We start from the raw sequence: 16,982 nt of genomic DNA, 5'->3' as shown, positions 1-16,982 counted from the left end.
TTTATGAGCGAAAACGTTAAGATTATTGAATGTCCCAGAGATGCCATGCAAGGTATTAAGGCGTTTATTCCAACCGAAAAAAAGGTTCAATATATTCAATCATTGTTACGTGTAGGTTTCGATACTATTGATTTTGGAAGTTTTGTGTCTCCTAAGGCCATTCCTCAGATGGCCGACACAGCAGAAGTGCTGTCGCAATTAGATCTTAGCAATACACCAAGTAAACTTTTGGCTATTATAGCAAATTTACGTGGAGCCACAGATGCTTGTCAACATGAAGCTATTCAGTATTTGGGCTATCCGTTTTCTATTTCAGAGAATTTCCAAATGAGAAACACTCATAAAACAATTGAAGAGTCTGTTGGAACACTTCAAGATATCCTCAATCTTGCAGAAAAGCACGGCAAGCAAGTGGTTGCTTATTTATCTATGGGTTTTGGTAATCCTTATGGTGATCCATGGAACGTTGATATAGTGGGGCATTGGACAGAACGCTTAAATAAGATGGGTGTTACAATTTTGTCACTGAGTGACACTATTGGTAGTTCGGATCCTGAGACTATTACTTATTTATTCTCCAATTTAATTCCGCTTTACCCTAATATAGAGTTTGGAGCTCATCTGCATACAACGCCTTCTACTTGGTTTGAGAAGATCGATGCAGCTTACCAAGCTGGGTGCCGTCGTTATGATGGAGCTATCCAGGGTTTTGGAGGATGTCCAATGGCCAAAGATGAACTAACAGGTAATATGCCAACTGAAAAACTACTGTCTTATTTCACTTCAAAAAAGAGTAATAATCTTAACGCCATGAGTTTTGAAAGTGCCTATAATGAGGCAACCAAGATTTTTAGTGTTTATCATTAAGCGTTGATTATTAGCAGGTAATAATGTCCTCTCTGTTTTTTATTTAAAATTAATCCAAATAAAATTTGTTGCTTAAAAAGTGTCTATTATTTTTGCGGCACAAAATAACCTATTTTAAACAAGTCTAAATTAAGATGAAAAAAGTAGCATTAGCATTAGGTGCATTAGTAACAATTGGATTTACCTCATGTAGCAGTGACGACGATAACACAACAAACAACCAACTAGTAGCTCCTGCAACCTATGAGTTTACAAGGGAAGGTGTTTCGACTGTTGATTTTTCAGGCCAAACAACCAGGATAGCAATGGCTCAAGAGCTAAAAAACGCTTTGAAGGATAACACACTTACGGCGTCTCAATTAATGGGAATGTTTGCTCACGAAGCAGGAAATGAAGATTTCTCAGATGAAACGTTAAACGCTTCCAATAAAAACATTAGAAGTAAAACCGCTGCCTCATCGGATTACTTTTCTACTAATTCTGTTGCAGCAAATGCTATTAAATCAGAACTAGATGCCTGGATTACAGAACAAGCAGAAGTTGTTTTCCCTAATTGGGAGGTAACTGCAGAAGCTGGTGTTGCTGGTCAAATTCAAGAGCCAGGCGGTGGATCTGTTCGATATGTAAATGGAAAAGGGTTAGAGCTTAACCAAGCTGTAGCCAAAGCTTTAATAGGAGGTTTAATGGCAGATCAGATTTTAAACAATTACTTAAGTGTAAACGTTTTGGATGAAGGTGATAATATTGCCAATAATGATGATCAGACTTTAGAAGAAGGTAAAATGTACACGTCTATGGAGCATAAGTGGGATGAGGCTTATGGATACCTTTATGGAGCTGAGCAGAATCCTTCTATACCAGTATTGGATGCAGACAGTTATTTAAATACTTACCTTAACCAAGTTGATAGTGACGAGGATTTTACTGGAGTTGCTGAAAATATTTTTGAAGCTTTCAAATTAGGACGTGCTGCCATCGTAGCTCAAGATTACGATTTGCGTGATGAGCAGGCAGATATTATTAGAGAAGCCGTTTCTAAAGTTATAGCTGTAAGAGCTGTACACTACTTCCACGGAGGCAAAGAGGCTATTGAAGCTAATAACCAAGCTAAAGCTTTTCATGAGCTATCTGAAGGATTTGGTTTTATGTACAGTCTTCAGTTTACCAGAGAAGCAGGTACTAATGCTCCTTACTTTTCAAAGGAAGAAATAGATGCTTATGTAGCTGATTTAATGAGTGGCAACGGATTTTGGGATGTTTCAGGAGAAACTTTGGATGCAATTGCGGGAGAGATCGCTAGCCGATTTGGATTTACAGTTGAGCAAGCAGCAAACTAAATCACATATTTTATATTTAATTTTTGAATTTAGTGGTTGTTGCATTAGGAATGCAACAACCACTTTTTTATATTTGCACCGTTTATTTAGAGTAAATAAAAATAACGATGAAGTATATTTTTTCGCTTTTAGCTGTTGCCCTGATTTTAGTTGGATGTGATTCTGATTCAGGATCGGGTGGAGCTAACAACGATGGTTACGACAGAAGTCTTATTCTCGCTAACTTGGCCGATAACATCATTATACCTGCTTATGAAGATTTTGGTGCAGACATAACAGCTTTAAAATCGGCAGCAGAATCTTTTGTGGCGACTCCAGATCAGACTAATTTAAATGTTTTAAGAACAGCTTGGTTTGAAGCTTATAAAACTTGGCAATATGTCGCCATGTATGATTTGGGTAAGGCTTATGAGGTGCAATTGGGGTATCAAATGAATGTGTTTCCAACTTCTGTTGAGGAGATAGAAAGCAATGTAAATACTGGAACTTACGATTTAGGTCACAGTAATAATCACGATGCTGTAGGTTTTCCTGCGCTGGATTATTTGCTATATGGAGTGGCGACTGATGAAGCTTCTATTCTAGCTAAGTACACTACAGATCCTTTGGCAGAAAATTATCAGGACTATTTGATAGACTTGGTGAACAGAATGGATGAATTGACCCAGCCTGTTGTTGCCAATTGGCCAAATTATCGCAATGAATTTGTTAGTAATGATGGGAATACCATAAACAGCTCGTTGAATAAGGTGATGAACGATTATATCGCTTTTTACGAAACAGGATTGAGAAAAAATAAAATTGGTTACCCAGCTGGTGTTTGGACGACTAGCACCTACCCTGAAAAAGTAGAAGGTTATTATAGTGGAACTTATTCAAAAGAATTGGCATTAGTGGCATTGAAAGCTGTTGAAGATGTTTTTAATGGTAATCATTACAATGAAAATGGTACAGGTGAGAGCTTAAAAACCTATTTGGATTATTTGAATGAAATTAAAAATGGAACAGACTTAAGTGTTTTAATCAACAATCAGTTTACCATATCCAAAGATAAAATTAATGTGCTTAACGATAATTTCTTCACCCAGATTTCAACAAATAATACCTTGATGTTGGAAGCTTATGACGAACTTCAGAAGAATGTGATTCTTATGAAAGTTGATATGCTTCAAAGTTTTAATATATCAGTTGATTACGTTGATAGCGATGGGGACTAATCCACAAATTATTTAAAGAATAACATAGGATTCTTACCCTAATAGGTGAGAATCTTTTTTGCATTATGCCTTCAGCCTTAAGCACATATTTCAAACAAAATACCAATGCTGCTCCATTAACGGTTTTTCGTATAGGTTTTGGACTGATGATGTTCATTAGCATTATACGATTTTGGAGTAAAGGCTGGATTGAAAAACTATATCTCGAGCCTCAATTCCATTTTTCCTATTACGGTTTTGAATGGGTGAAACCCTTGGGGGACTTCACCTATGTTCTCTTTGCTATATGTGGCTTATCAGCCCTTTTTATAGCCTTAGGGTTAAAATATAGAGCAGCAGTAATAACTTTCTTTTTAAGCTTTACATATATCGAGTTAATGGACAAAACTACTTATTTGAACCATTACTACTTTATAAGTTTGTTGAGCTTTTTAATGATTTTTTTGCCTTCTAACGCTTATTTTTCTGTCGATAACCTTCTAAGGGGGAAATCGTTTAAAACCATTCCGAGATGGAGTGTTGATAGCGTCAAGCTATTGCTGGGAATTGTTTACTTCTATGCTGGTATTGCTAAGCTCAATTCAGATTGGTTATTTAAGGCAATGCCTTTAAAAATATGGTTACCCTCTAAATACAATTTGCCTTTTATAGGTGAGAACCTAATGCAACAAGAGTGGTTTCATTATGCAATGAGTTGGTGTGGTATGCTGTACGACGTTAGTATTCCGTTTTTATTGTTATACAGGAAAACGCGATGGTTTGCTTTTGCATTGGTAGTGTTCTTTCATGTGTTCACTAGAGTGTTGTTCCCAATAGGTATGTTCCCCTATATTATGATTGTAAGCACCTTGATTTTCTTTGATGCACGATTTCACAAGAAAATTATCAATAGAATTAAAGGGTTATTGCCAAATTCAAAAGAAGTAAATGAAATTGAGATATATCATTCAAGAAGACAAAAACCAGCTCTAATTTTCTTAAGTGTTTTTTTTGCCTTTCAGTTGTTGTTCCCGTTTAGATATCTATTATATCCAGGAGAATTGTTTTGGACCGAAGAGGGATACCGATTATCCTGGCGGGTGATGTTAATGGAAAAACAAGGCCTTACTAACTTTAAAATTGTTGATGGTGATAGTGGGGAGTTTCTATATGTAGATAATTCCCAGTTTTTAACGTCATTTCAAGAGAAACAAATGAGTTTTCAACCAGATTTTATTCTGGAATACGCTCATTTTTTAGGGGATCATTATACTACCCGGCAAGGGTTCAATAATGTGCAGGTGTATGTGGATAGTCATGTGGCACTTAACGGAAGGTTGAGTAAACCATTTGTAGATCCAACAGTAGATTTATATCAAGAAAAAGAATCGTTTAAACATAAAGACTGGATTTTACCATTTAACGATGAGATTAAAGGGCTTTGATAAAGAATTGAATATGAAAGGGAGATTGTTTATGAATAACGTTGCTAGTATTCTATTTATACTTTTTTGTGGACTAACTGCTGTTTCGCAGCATAAAGTATCTGGAGTTGTAATCGATGGCATTACCAACGAACCTGTCGCCGAAGTAGAGGTATACGATAAGTCAAGAGGATTGTTAACTACAACAGACGACAATGGGCATTTTGAATTCCATACAGATAAAGAAAAACTTACTTTAGTATTCTTCTCCTTTGATTATGATGTTTTGGAAAAGACTATTGAAGTTACAGCAAGTATATCTATTTCTGTAGGGTTAACGGTTACTGTAGAAGAATTAACAGCTGTGCAAATCAATGCCAGAAGAGAAAAAGCTTTTGCCTTGGAACGATTGGATGATGTAGAGGGCACCGCCATCTATGCAGGGAAAAAGACCGAGGTAGTTTTGGTAGATCAATCTATGGCTAATTTGGCCTCAAACAATGCCAGGCAGATTTACAGTGAAGTTGCTGGGTTGAATATTTACCAGAATGACGATGCAGGGCTGCAATTGAATATTGGTGGGCGTGGATTGGATCCTAACCGTACCTCAAATTTTAATACACGCCAAAACGGGTATGATATTAGTGCCGACGTTTTGGGATATCCAGAGAGTTATTACACTCCAGCAGCAGAAGGATTAAAGGAAATCCAGGTAGTACGTGGGGCCGCTTCATTACAGTATGGTACTCAGTTTGGTGGTTTGGTCAACTTTGTAATGAAAGACCCTAATGCTAATAAGCCTTTTGAACTTATTACCCGAAACACATTGGGAAGTTTTGGTTTGTATACCAATTTTACGAGCATTGGTGGAACCAAAAATAAACTGAGTTACTACGGATACTTTAACTATAAAAAGGGCGATGGATTTAGACCAAACTCAGGGTTTGAGTCTAAGAATGCCTATATGCATTTAGGATATCAATTAACCGATAAAACGAAAATAACTGGAGAGCTTACGCATTTGCATTATCTGGCACAACAAGCAGGAGGCCTTACAGATATAATGTTCAACGAAGATCCTTACCAAAGTAACCGATCCAGGAACTGGTTTGAGGTAGATTGGTGGCTGTACAACATGGAATTATCTCACAAATTTTCCGAGAATACCAATTTTACGTTCAACGCCTTCGGGCTTAATGCATCTCGATATGCTTTGGGGTTTCGAACAAATAGAGTCAGTCAGCCTGATAATCTTCAAGAGCGTGACCTTATTAAAGGGGAGTTCAATAATTTTGGTTTTGAATCAAGGCTACTGCATAAGTATACTCTCTTTAATAAGAAAAACACTTTTTTGATTGGAGGTAAGTTCTATAAGGCAAACAACAAAGGACAGCAGGGTCCAGGATCTAATGGTATTGGACCGGATTTCGATTATTATTTAGAAGATTATCCAAATTATAGATATCAATCAGCATACACTTATCCTAACTTAAATACAGCTGTATTTGGAGAAAATATTTTTTATATAAACGAAAGGCTGTCTATAACACCGGGGTTTAGGTTTGAATATATCAAAACAGGCAGTGAAGGGTTTTATAAGGAATTCAGTGTTGATGGAGCCGGAAATATTGATGAGGAAATAACAAATTATCAAAACGAAACTCGAGAGCGCTCGTTTTTATTATTGGGAGTTGGTGCGAGCTATAAACCTCTGAGTGGCGTAGAACTGTATGCAAACATATCACAAAACTATAGATCGGTAACTTTTGCTGATATAAGTATCGTAAATCCTTCTTTTGAGATATCTCCAGATATTACCGATGAAAAAGGTTTTACTGCAGATGTCGGGTTGAGGGGTAGAATCAAAGAGATTGTATCTTACGATTTAGGAGGATTTGTTCTTTCTTATAATGATCGTATCGGGTTGATTCAAAAAGAAGTTAGTGAGGTTGAAGAAATTATTGAGCGTGGTAACATTGGCGATGCCCTGATATACGGAGTAGAGTCTTTGATAGATGTTAATTTAAAAAATTGGTTTATTCAGAATAACGACATTGTATTAAGTTGTTTTATAAATAGTTCTTTTATTGATTCTGAATATACCGCTACCGGTAACAAGGTAGAATTTATACCGGATGCAAATATTAAAACAGGTTTGAAGTTCGGGTACAAAAACTTCCTTTCAAGAGTTCAATATACGTATTTGAGCAGTCAATTTACAGATGCCTCAAATGAACCATCGTCTGAAAATGATGAAAGTGGAGTAGTGGGGCAAATCCCTGCCTATGATGTATTGGATATCTCTTTATCCTATTCCTATAAAAGGTTCAAGTTGGAAGCGGGAATAAACAATGTATTGGATAATGCCTACTTTACCAGACGAGCCACAGGTTATCCAGGGCCAGGAATAATTCCATCTGCACCACTTAATTGGTATACCACCTTACAAATACGATTGTAGGGTTTGTATGCTTACCGAATTCTCTTATTTTTATAGAATATGAAAATGAGAGTATTCATTCTTTGGACTTTAATGCTAAGTAGCGTTTTAAATGCTAGAGAGTGGAAACATTTTAATGAATTTAAAGCGAGTACAGGTCAAAGTCAACTTTCCATTTTAGATTGGTTAGAGAAAGATCGATTGCATAATACAATTGTATGGCAAAATGCGAATCGGTATAATTTATACCATGGTAATTCACATGAGTATATAACCTTAGCGCAAAGGAAGGACTTTTACAATTGGTTTGTATCTTGCATAGATCAAAGAGGAGATGAAGTACAGTGGCCCAAAATGGCCCGTTATATTTCGAGTAAACTGTACTTGGTCAACCGGCTTCCCTATAAACTACTTACTACAAAGCAGGTTAAAAAATATGTGATGGAGGGCAGTGAAGTTGCATTTCATAGTTCTTTTGGATATTTAAGTAAACTCTTTTTTAGCGATAAAGTATTGGTGGGGAAAGATTCTGAGGATTGGGATAAACGCATGCTTGAAAAAGAACAGTACCAGTGGGTTGAGGAAGTATATCAAACTATGGATGAAAAAAGTTTAAGACAGTTAGAACTCATTGCTAAAGGAAAATCACTTTACGGTATTATTGTGCCTAAGAAAGTGCGTTTTGAAGGTGATTTAAGGGAGGCTGAAGACCGCTATAATTATGCTGAAAATATACTAAAACCCTATTGCCTAAACCGCTCTTAATTATTTGTGAAAGAGCGTTACTATTTAGTTTTTTTAATCGTATATTTGCATGCAATTATAATCGTAATTGCACCATGATAGCACATCAAAACAAAATTGTTGGAGAAGGATTAACGTATGATGATGTCCTGCTAGTTCCAGCTTACTCTGAAATCTTACCGAGAGAGGTTAACATCCAAACCAAGTTAACAAAAAACATTACCATTAACATTCCAATTATTTCTGCAGCTATGGATACAGTTACAGAAAGCCAAATGGCTATTGCCATTGCTAGGGAAGGTGGTATTGGGGTGTTACACAAGAACATGACCATTGAGGAGCAGGCCTTGCACGTAAGAAAGGTAAAGCGTGCCGAAAGTGGTATGATTATAGACCCTGTTACGCTTCCGCTTACGGCTAAAGTTATCGATGCTAAGAAAAGCATGGCCGAGCACAGTATTGGAGGTATTCCCGTAATTGATGATAACGGTGAATTAAAAGGAATCGTTACTAATCGTGATTTGCGTTTCGAAAAGCAAAACAATCGCCCGATTGTAGAGATAATGACCAATCATAATTTGGTTACTGCAGCCGTAGGAACATCGTTAAGCGATGCAGAAGTTATTCTTCAAGAGAACAAAATTGAGAAGCTACCAGTTGTTGACGAAAACAACAAATTGGTTGGTTTAATTACGTTTAGAGATATTACAAAGCTTACCCAAAAACCAATCGCTAATAAAGATACATATGGACGTTTACGTGTTGCAGCCGCTATTGGTGTAACTGGCGATGCCGTTGAGCGTGCTGAGGCTTTGGTGAATGCAGGGGTTGATGCGATTATAATAGATACTGCACATGGACATACTAAAGGTGTGGTAAGCGTTTTGAAAGACGTCAAGTCTAAATTCCCAGAGTTGGATGTGATAGTGGGTAATATTGCCACTGCCGAAGCAGCTAAATATTTAGCGGAAGCGGGTGCCGATGCTGTTAAAGTTGGTATTGGACCAGGTTCTATCTGTACTACGCGTGTAGTGGCTGGTGTAGGTTTCCCTCAGTTCTCTGCTGTACTTGAAGTATCTGCAGCTCTAAAAGGAACCGGTGTACCAGTTATTGCAGATGGAGGTATTCGTTATACAGGCGATATCCCTAAAGCTCTAGCTGCCGGTGCCGATTGTGTTATGTTAGGATCGTTATTGGCAGGAACAAAAGAGTCTCCCGGAGAAACCATTATTTACGAAGGACGTAAGTTTAAATCTTACCGTGGTATGGGATCTGTTGAGGCAATGAAACAAGGCAGTAAAGATCGTTACTTCCAAGATGTGGAAGACGATATTAAAAAGCTTGTGCCAGAAGGAATTGTTGGTCGTGTGCCTTACAAAGGAGAATTGTTTGAGAGCATTCACCAATTTGTAGGAGGATTGCGTGCCGGTATGGGGTATTGTGGCGCTAAGGATATAGAGGCCCTTAAGGAAAATGCCAAGTTTGTGAAAATTACTTCTAGTGGTATTCATGAAAGTCACCCACACAATGTTACTATTACTAAGGAAGCGCCAAATTATTCTAGATAATTGACAGTTGTAATCATTATAAACAAAAACCCGCCATTTGGCGGGTTTTTTTGTGTATAAATAAGTAATGATTTTTATCATTGTTTAAGTTTATATTTAGGATTTTTTTTACAAAATGATTTTTGTAACATTATCTTTACAACAAATTAATAACCCCATAAATCTCCTAAATATGAAACTTTCAACTATTATTAGTCTGGTAATGTTTTGCTTATGTATTAATTACGGATGGTCGCAAGTAGGCATAGGAACGACAAGCCCCGATCCATCATCCATATTAGATCTTACTTCTACGAATCAGGGTATGTTAACCCCCAGAATGACAACAACGCAGCGTACCAATATTAGTAACCCGGCAGAGGGGTTGTTAGTGTTCGATACAGATGAAAATGCGTTTTATTATAATGACGGAGATAACTGGATACAATTAGCAGGAGCAACTTATAGAGATAAATACAAGCTAGTGAAAAGTGTTGCAGACCTGAGTGATGAATTAAGTGCAGGAGGTGGGGCGAAATACCTTTTAACAACAGATTACCTTTATGAGATAAATGGTGAAATAGCTTTCGATTATCCAATAGATTTAAATGGGGCTTACATTGCAGGAGGTGATTCTGGAGAAGATATTTTAACAAACGAAACTTCAGGACCTTTGTTTCAAGGAGCAACAGGTGGAAGCATTCGTTTGGTAACGATAAATGGAAATGGTAGTGAGGTCTTTGATATTAGTGCTAGTTCAAGTGAAAATCTTATAGTTAACAACGTTATAGTTTTAGGAGCTAGCAGTTTAGGTAGTCTTAGTACTTTAGGAGTAAGTTTTTTTAGTATTACTCAGTTCAGTGCCAACAATGATGGACTTGTTGTCTCGGACATTGATTCATTCTTCATGTCTAATGTATTTTGGACAGATTCTAATACAGGGACTTTTTTAACTGCCTCAGGAACCTTTAACTATTTCCAATTGGCAAATGGGAGGGTTGTTGCAAACAGTGGTGAAGCAGGTATAGATGTGAGTGCAAATCCAACCGTTAGTACTTCAGGGTCCATAACCGAAATAAATTTTAATGGTGATGGAGATATGGTAGTTGAATATTCATCGGGATCTTATGATGGTTATAACTTTACAAACAATTGGGATATAGACTCTCCAGGAATAGCTTTAGAAACAGATAGTAATGCCACAGGCGATATTAATCTAAATGCTTCTGTAGGAACGGGCATTAATAATGCGTTTAATGGTACTGGATCTGGAAGTAGAAAAAAATTAGAGGGAAGTACAACAAGCAGTGGACTGTTTAGGTTTTTAAGATCTGGTGACAATAGAATTGTTTACGATGGCTCCAAAACGAGACACTTTCAGGTAAATGCCAGTATTTCGTTTAAGGGAGAAAATGTAAACAACATTTTTATTTTTTATATAGCTAAGGGCGAATTGGGGGGGAGTGCTTCTGTTGTAGAGAATACAAGAGTGTATCGCGAAGTAGGTAGTAATGATGATATAGGTGCTGTAGCTATCGTAGGATCGATAGAATTGGCTCCAGGTGACTATTTGGAATTATGGGCTGAACGGTATAGTGGCAGTGGTGATTTGGATGTTGTTTCCATGAACTTAGTCGCTAATTAATTTTTTATAGATTTATATCCCTGATAGAAAACCTGTCTTTATAGTCAGGTTTTGTTTTTTATAACTAGCATCATTAGTGAACGACTTTATTTATGTAAATGAATACACTTATAGAAGAAATAAAACAAGAATTTACAGCGCACGCTAATCCCGAAGAAGCTGCCAAGCAAACAGCTTATTTAAAAGGTAAATTTCCACATTTTGGATTGAAAACACCACAGCGAAGAACTTTAACCAAACCTCTCATAGATTCCTTAAAGCCATGTTCAGAAAGTGAAATTATTGAGATTTGTAGATTGTGTTACGATCAACCTGAACGGGAGTTTCATCAATTAGCTCTTGATATACTGGTAAAGTACCATAAAAAACTGGAATATGACGCTATTCCTTTTATAAAGAAAATGATAGAAATCCATTCTTGGTGGGATACTGTAGATATGTTGGCTGCTAAAGTCTTAGGGAATTATTTAAAGCGTAATCCAGAACAGATTAAGGTCATGGATAGTTGGTGCAAAGACGATAACTTATGGATTAGACGAAGTGCCTTATTGTTTCAGTTGAAATACAAAGAAGATACCGATTCAAAATTACTTTTTAAGTACTGTTTGCAAGTTGCTCACGAAAAAGACTTTTTTATAAGAAAGGCGATTGGATGGACTTTAAGGGAGTATGCCAAAACCAATAGGGACGAAGTTGAAGCATTTGTTAATTCATACAGAGAAAAACTTTCTCATTTGACTGTTAAAGAGGCGTTGAGATAAAAAAACTCCCCTAGGGTGAAATAGGGGAGTTTAACCAAAATTAACTAAAAAAAATTACTTCTTTACTACTTTCAATACAGCGGATTTACCGTTACCTGTTCTAATGTTCAAGAAATAAATCCCAGCAGCATGGTTAATATCCATGTTTAGTTCACTGCTGTTATTATGTGTTTTGTATGCTATAATACATCTGTTAACAGAAAGTTTTTGCATTTTTAGTTGTAAATGCATCGCTGTTTACAGTGATTATTACTTGAGTAACAAATAATTGTTTTCAAACCTACAATTAATAATCATTGAAAGCATTTGATATTATTAGACAAAGTGTGACATCATGTGGACAAATTGTGACACGATTGATAATGAGAGAGTTGTGATTTGTTAAATATTTGAATTGTCGATATAACTTTATCTATAAAGTTGTTGTAGTGCTTGTATTTATCTTTTATCTCGTTAAAGTGAATTGATAGTAAACAAAAAAACTCCCCTAGAAAGAACCAGGAGAGTTTAACCAAAATTAACTAAAAAAAATTACTTCTTTACTACTTTAAATACAGCGTATTTACCGTTGTCTTTTGTAATGTTCAAGAAATAAATCCCAGTGCATGGTTTATATCCATGTTTAGTTCACCGGTGTTACTATATGTTTTGTTTCATATTACACTTCCGTTTACGGAAAGTAACTTTTTCAAGTTTCTAATACTATGGTATAGCTTCCAATTGTGATTTCTATTCCGTAATCTTTATAGAAGCAATGGGAACAGAAAGAGATTTTATGGAAGTTATTTGTTATTCATGATTAATGGTTTAATTAGGACTTTAATATATAAAGTTGATCTTATAAATAGACGCTATTAACTACTGTTAACCAAGTTTATATTTTGGTAATCCTGTTTAATTTTGATTAACTGATAATAAAGAATGATTGCTTCTTCATTTTATATATGGAAGACTATTTTATGTGTTTTATCTGTTTCTAGGCTAATGGAAAGTTTGTGTTTTTTACGATGTTACAGGTTTTATAAAGAATCATTTTATTACAAACAATTGTAAAATAGAAAACTCTCCATGGGTGAGCGTGGAGAGTTTATTGTTAACTAACTAAAATAAATTACCTCTTGATCACTTTTAGTACAGCGGATTTACCGGTGCCAGTTATAATGTTTAAGAAATAAATCCCAGCAGCATGGTTAATGCCCATGTTTAGTTCACTGGTGTTATTAAAGGTTTTGTTTGCAATAACTCTTCCGTTAACTGAAAGTAATTTTGCGTTTACCGTTGTATAGGTGTCACCTAAATTTACGTTAATATTATTGTTAGTAGGGTTGGGGTACAAACGAATACTGTTGGCAAATAAGTTGTCGTTTATGCTCAACGATCCAGTTGTAAAGTTTATAGTTTCTGATACTACTGTACAACCTCCCATAGTGATTTCCACCGCGTAATTACCGTCGGCAGTTGGTGTGAACGTTTGGTTCGTTTCTCCTAGAATAGGTTCGTTAGCGAAGTCTACCCATTGATAAGTGGCACCAGTTTGGTTTGCAGTAAGGGTGGAATTGTCGTTACTAACGGTATTATCTATAATTGGAGTAGTTGTTATACTGGCTCCTGCTACCCAATTGGATGTTGATCCAGTTGTTAAATCAAAGCCGCTAAGTGTTCCATCATTACTGTTTACAGTATCAAAGGCTGTAGTTAAACCTGTGTTATCGCCATCTGCGGTACCTTCGTTTAATTTATAATATCCTATTAAGTTAGGGGTATTATCGCAAAGCTCGTTATTCATGTCTGCTTGAATCTCTGCTTGAGTCCTTGCTACATCCCAAATGCGAACTTCATCAATACTGCCTTGAAAAGGACTTGCATTGTCTATACGTTTCCCTATACGAACGTTTGTGGTTATGCCTGAATTGACCGATGACATAATTCCCGCAGTATCCAAAACACCATCAACATAGAGAGACATTGTGTTTCCACTTGGATCGAAGGTAACTGCTACATGGTGCCAGTTGCCGTCGTTTACTGCTATAGTACCACTCAGTCCTGAGCCAGCTATTTCTAGTCGAATGGCATTGGACCAAAGGACGTTAAAGGTGAATCGCTTACCGTTAGAGCTTGTAGAACCCCAGTCTACAATTACACTTTGACTACCACCTTCACTAGGGTTGGAGTTTTTGGTGGTTTTTATCCAAGCTTCAACAGTACGAGCGCCGTTATTGGCTACTCCCGGACAAGTGGTTTGCACATAATCATCAATACCGTCAAAATCCAACCCGTTTTGGGCTGTTGCCGTAACCCCTGTTAAAGCAAGGGCATAAAAAAGAGTTTTTAAAGAAAGTAGTTGTTTTTTCATGCTAGTTTAGATTAATTCGGTGTGAATTTAACAGCTAGTCTGAATAAAACACATTTATTAACCTGCATTAACCTTATTGGAGTAAATTCTCATACATGGTGAGTATTAAACAGCATTAAGTATAGGTTAATTCTAGTCAACTTTCGATTGCTATGTTTGTTATTGTTAAAAAATTAAATGATTTTGGGTTATAAAGCCGAATATAAAGACGTTAGTAAGGTGTTTATGTGTCGGTTTAAAAGAAGGAAAACAGTGTATTTACAAATTAATACCATTTTGTTTACTGAATGCATGCAAAAACAGGCAATTAATAAGTTCCGTTAAAGTTCAAATCATTTAGAATGGTTATCAAAATGATTCATAATGTAGACAAGGCTTATGCTTAGGGTTGGTTAAAAAACCTAAGCTAAGGTGTAATCATTACTTCTTAAAAATGTTAATATTTATAGAACTTCACAACAAATCTTGTTTGAGAATTTAAAACCATTCAAAAGTTTAAGAGTTATTAATCTCTTTCTTTTTCTGTTCTAAATTCTAAGCCAATACCACGAATGCTATTAATTGAAATATTGTCGTCATCGGTAAAATATTTTCTAACTCTACTTATAAACACATCCATGCTACGGCCAGAAAAAAAGTCGTTTTTCTTCCAAAGTTGGGTAAGTATGTATTCCCTTTTTATGAGTTGGTTTCGATGGTTGTATAGAAAAAAGATCAGTTGGCTTTCTTTTTCGGTAAGTTTAATTGTCTTGTCATTTATGTTGAGTTCAAGATTTTTAGCATCAAAAATGTAATTGCCTATATTAATGGGTTCTTTTGGCAATTTTTTATAATCGGCATAAGCTTGTTGTTTGGCACGCTTAATAATATTGGTTATTCTAAGGAGCAGTTCTTCCACTTCAAAAGGTTTAGTAACATAGTCGTCGGCTCCAAGTTTAAGGCCTTTAATAATATCCTCTTTAGAAGTTCTTGATGTTAGGAATAAGAAAGGCATTTGTGGTGCCTCGTCTATTATTTTTTTTGCTAGAGTAAAGCCATCGATTTTGGGCATCATAATATCCAAAATACATATGTCTGGAGTGGTAGTTTGAAACGCTTTATATGCCGATTCTCCATCTTGTTCCCAAAGAACATTATACTTATTTAACTCAAGGTATTGTTTTAGAATAGTTCCTAAATCGTGATCATCTTCTGCTAATAATATAAGTTTCATGGGCTACTTTTTTGGAATTGTAATTGTAAATGTGCTTCCTGCTAATTTTTTGCTTTTTAATTCTATTGAACCAAAGTGTGCTTTAATAATTTGCTGGGTATAATAAAGACCTAATCCTAAGCCTTTATAACTATGATGGTTGTTTTCACTTACTTTATAGAACTTTTCGAATACCAATTTTTGGTCTTTTTTAGGAATACCTATTCCATTATCAACTATTACAATATGGTGTTTTTGAGACGTTTCATCAAATTTATAAGATACCTTTATTTTGGAGGCACCATATTTTACAGCATTATTGAGAAGGTTGATAATAGCTGTTTCCAAATAAAATTTATCGGCAACTATAAAAGTTTCAGTGTCTGCTATGTTTTTCTCTAAAGTAATGTCTTTATTTAAGTCTTTTAAAGTAAGTGAATAATCGTCTACAATTTCTGAGACAAACTGCGATAAGTTGAATGTTTCCTCTTTAAGCTTTATTTGGGTGTAGTTTACACTATTTCGGGTTACCTGTTTAACTAAACTTTGTAAACGTATATTTTGCCTGTTAATTATAGCTATGGCCTGCTCTGAGATGTCATTGTTATTTTGTGAAGACTGATCTGTTAGTGTTTTTATAGCTACAGAAAGGGTGGTTAAAGGTGTATTTAGTTCGTGGGTTATATTATTAATGAAATCGGTTTTAATATCTGTAAGTGTTTTTTGTTTACTAAGATTGTGTATGGAATAAAACAACAAGAAAACCACAAAGGCATAAAGGAAAATAAACAGGATGAATAAGCCCGTGAGTTCTTTTATAACAGTTGCTAACCATCTATCTGTTTTCATGTAAACTTTGGAATGAAACTTTAAGAAAACATTATCAGGAATGCCATTATTTTCAAATTCGTGTAAAACTGTCCAAGAGCTATTATTTATGAGCACAGCATTGTCAAGAGAAAAATCACTTCCAAGAAATGGAATTTCGCCCTGGGACTGGTTTAATATTTGTTCAGGATTATTAGCGTTAGCATTTGATATATTAATTTCATCAGGTACTACTTTAAAGTTTACATCAAACCCTAGATTATACCTGTTAATTTTCTCTTGAAAGAGCAGGGTAATTTCTTTATTTAGTAATTCTGACTTTTCCTGGAAATTCGATAATAACGTTTGTTTTGTTATGTTCCCCTTACGATACTCTTCCAATTGGTAAAGAAAGTCATTTCTGTTAATCCAGAATAAAGAGTCCATATCTGAGGAACGAAAAATTTCCTGAATGGCACTTCTGGCATCTACTAAAGACAGTTCGCGTTTTAGTTTATAGGTATTGAATATAAGAAAGGCTTGAATGACAGTAAATGCCACCAAAGTAAATATAGCTCCTATTATAAGCCTTTTAGTTTTTAACTCCATGTTTCAAAAATAATTGAAAATCTTGAGAATGCATCTTATATTATAGTCCATTAGTATCAT

The 16,982-nt window shown here is 35.6% G+C and carries 13 protein-coding genes; 9 read left to right on the top strand and 4 right to left on the bottom strand.

Annotated features, from left to right (window positions below; genetic code table 11):
• Positions 1-3: 3 nt before the first annotated feature.
• The 9 genes from PWU04_RS09450 (at position 4) to PWU04_RS09410 (ending at position 11,961) form a co-directional block, all read left to right on the top strand.
• A complete protein-coding gene (locus tag PWU04_RS09450; RefSeq protein WP_274475848.1) occupies positions 4-867 on the top strand; it encodes a hydroxymethylglutaryl-CoA lyase in 864 nt (287 codons plus the stop codon).
• Between the two features lie 134 nt (positions 868-1,001).
• A complete protein-coding gene (locus tag PWU04_RS09445) occupies positions 1,002-2,204 on the top strand; it encodes a DUF4856 domain-containing protein (RefSeq protein ID WP_274475847.1) in 1,203 nt (400 codons plus the stop codon).
• Positions 2,205-2,311: 107 nt separating this feature from the next.
• Positions 2,312-3,421, top strand: a complete 1,110-nt coding sequence (locus PWU04_RS09440) for an imelysin family protein (RefSeq protein ID WP_274475846.1) — start codon at positions 2,312-2,314, stop codon at positions 3,419-3,421.
• 65 nt (positions 3,422-3,486) lie between these two features.
• Complete coding sequence (locus PWU04_RS09435; RefSeq protein ID WP_274475845.1) at positions 3,487-4,845, top strand: HTTM domain-containing protein; 1,359 nt, start codon at positions 3,487-3,489, stop codon at positions 4,843-4,845.
• Positions 4,826-7,285, top strand: coding sequence for a TonB-dependent receptor domain-containing protein (locus PWU04_RS09430; RefSeq protein WP_406600951.1), 2,460 nt, complete (start codon positions 4,826-4,828; stop codon positions 7,283-7,285). Before PWU04_RS09435 ends, PWU04_RS09430 begins: the two co-directional genes overlap by 20 nt.
• A 45-nt stretch (positions 7,286-7,330) precedes the next feature.
• A complete protein-coding gene (locus tag PWU04_RS09425; protein ID WP_274475844.1) occupies positions 7,331-8,029 on the top strand; it encodes an Insecticidal toxin complex protein in 699 nt (232 codons plus the stop codon).
• 74 nt (positions 8,030-8,103) lie between these two features.
• Positions 8,104-9,576, top strand: a complete 1,473-nt coding sequence (gene guaB, locus PWU04_RS09420; protein WP_274475842.1) for an IMP dehydrogenase — start codon at positions 8,104-8,106, stop codon at positions 9,574-9,576.
• A gap of 172 nt (positions 9,577-9,748) precedes the next feature.
• On the top strand, positions 9,749-11,200 hold the full coding sequence (locus tag PWU04_RS09415) for a cell wall anchor protein (RefSeq protein ID WP_274475841.1): 1,452 nt from the start codon (positions 9,749-9,751) through the stop codon (positions 11,198-11,200).
• A 98-nt stretch (positions 11,201-11,298) separates the two neighbouring features.
• A complete protein-coding gene (locus PWU04_RS09410; RefSeq protein WP_274475840.1) occupies positions 11,299-11,961 on the top strand; it encodes a DNA alkylation repair protein in 663 nt (220 codons plus the stop codon).
• A gap of 54 nt (positions 11,962-12,015) precedes the next feature.
• Here PWU04_RS09410 and PWU04_RS09405 read toward each other — a convergent pair whose 3' ends face one another.
• From PWU04_RS09405 to PWU04_RS09390, 4 genes are all read right to left on the bottom strand, one after another.
• Positions 12,016-12,174, bottom strand: a complete 159-nt coding sequence (locus PWU04_RS09405) for a T9SS type A sorting domain-containing protein (protein ID WP_274475839.1) — start codon at positions 12,172-12,174, stop codon at positions 12,016-12,018.
• 898 nt (positions 12,175-13,072) lie between these two features.
• Positions 13,073-14,314, bottom strand: a complete 1,242-nt coding sequence (locus tag PWU04_RS09400; RefSeq protein ID WP_274475838.1) for a LamG-like jellyroll fold domain-containing protein — start codon at positions 14,312-14,314, stop codon at positions 13,073-13,075.
• A 505-nt stretch (positions 14,315-14,819) separates the two neighbouring features.
• Positions 14,820-15,527: a response regulator transcription factor gene (locus PWU04_RS09395; RefSeq protein ID WP_274475837.1), complete on the bottom strand. Its 708-nt coding sequence runs from the start codon at positions 15,525-15,527 to the stop codon at positions 14,820-14,822.
• A 3-nt stretch (positions 15,528-15,530) separates the two neighbouring features.
• Positions 15,531-16,922, bottom strand: coding sequence for a sensor histidine kinase (locus PWU04_RS09390; protein ID WP_274475835.1), 1,392 nt, complete (start codon positions 16,920-16,922; stop codon positions 15,531-15,533).
• Between the last annotated feature and the right edge of the window lie 60 nt (positions 16,923-16,982).

This window comes from Mangrovimonas aestuarii, assembly GCF_028767185.1.
Lineage (GTDB): Bacteria > Bacteroidota > Bacteroidia > Flavobacteriales > Flavobacteriaceae > Mangrovimonas_B > Mangrovimonas_B aestuarii.
This window is presented reverse-complemented; position numbering and strand designations above follow the sequence as displayed.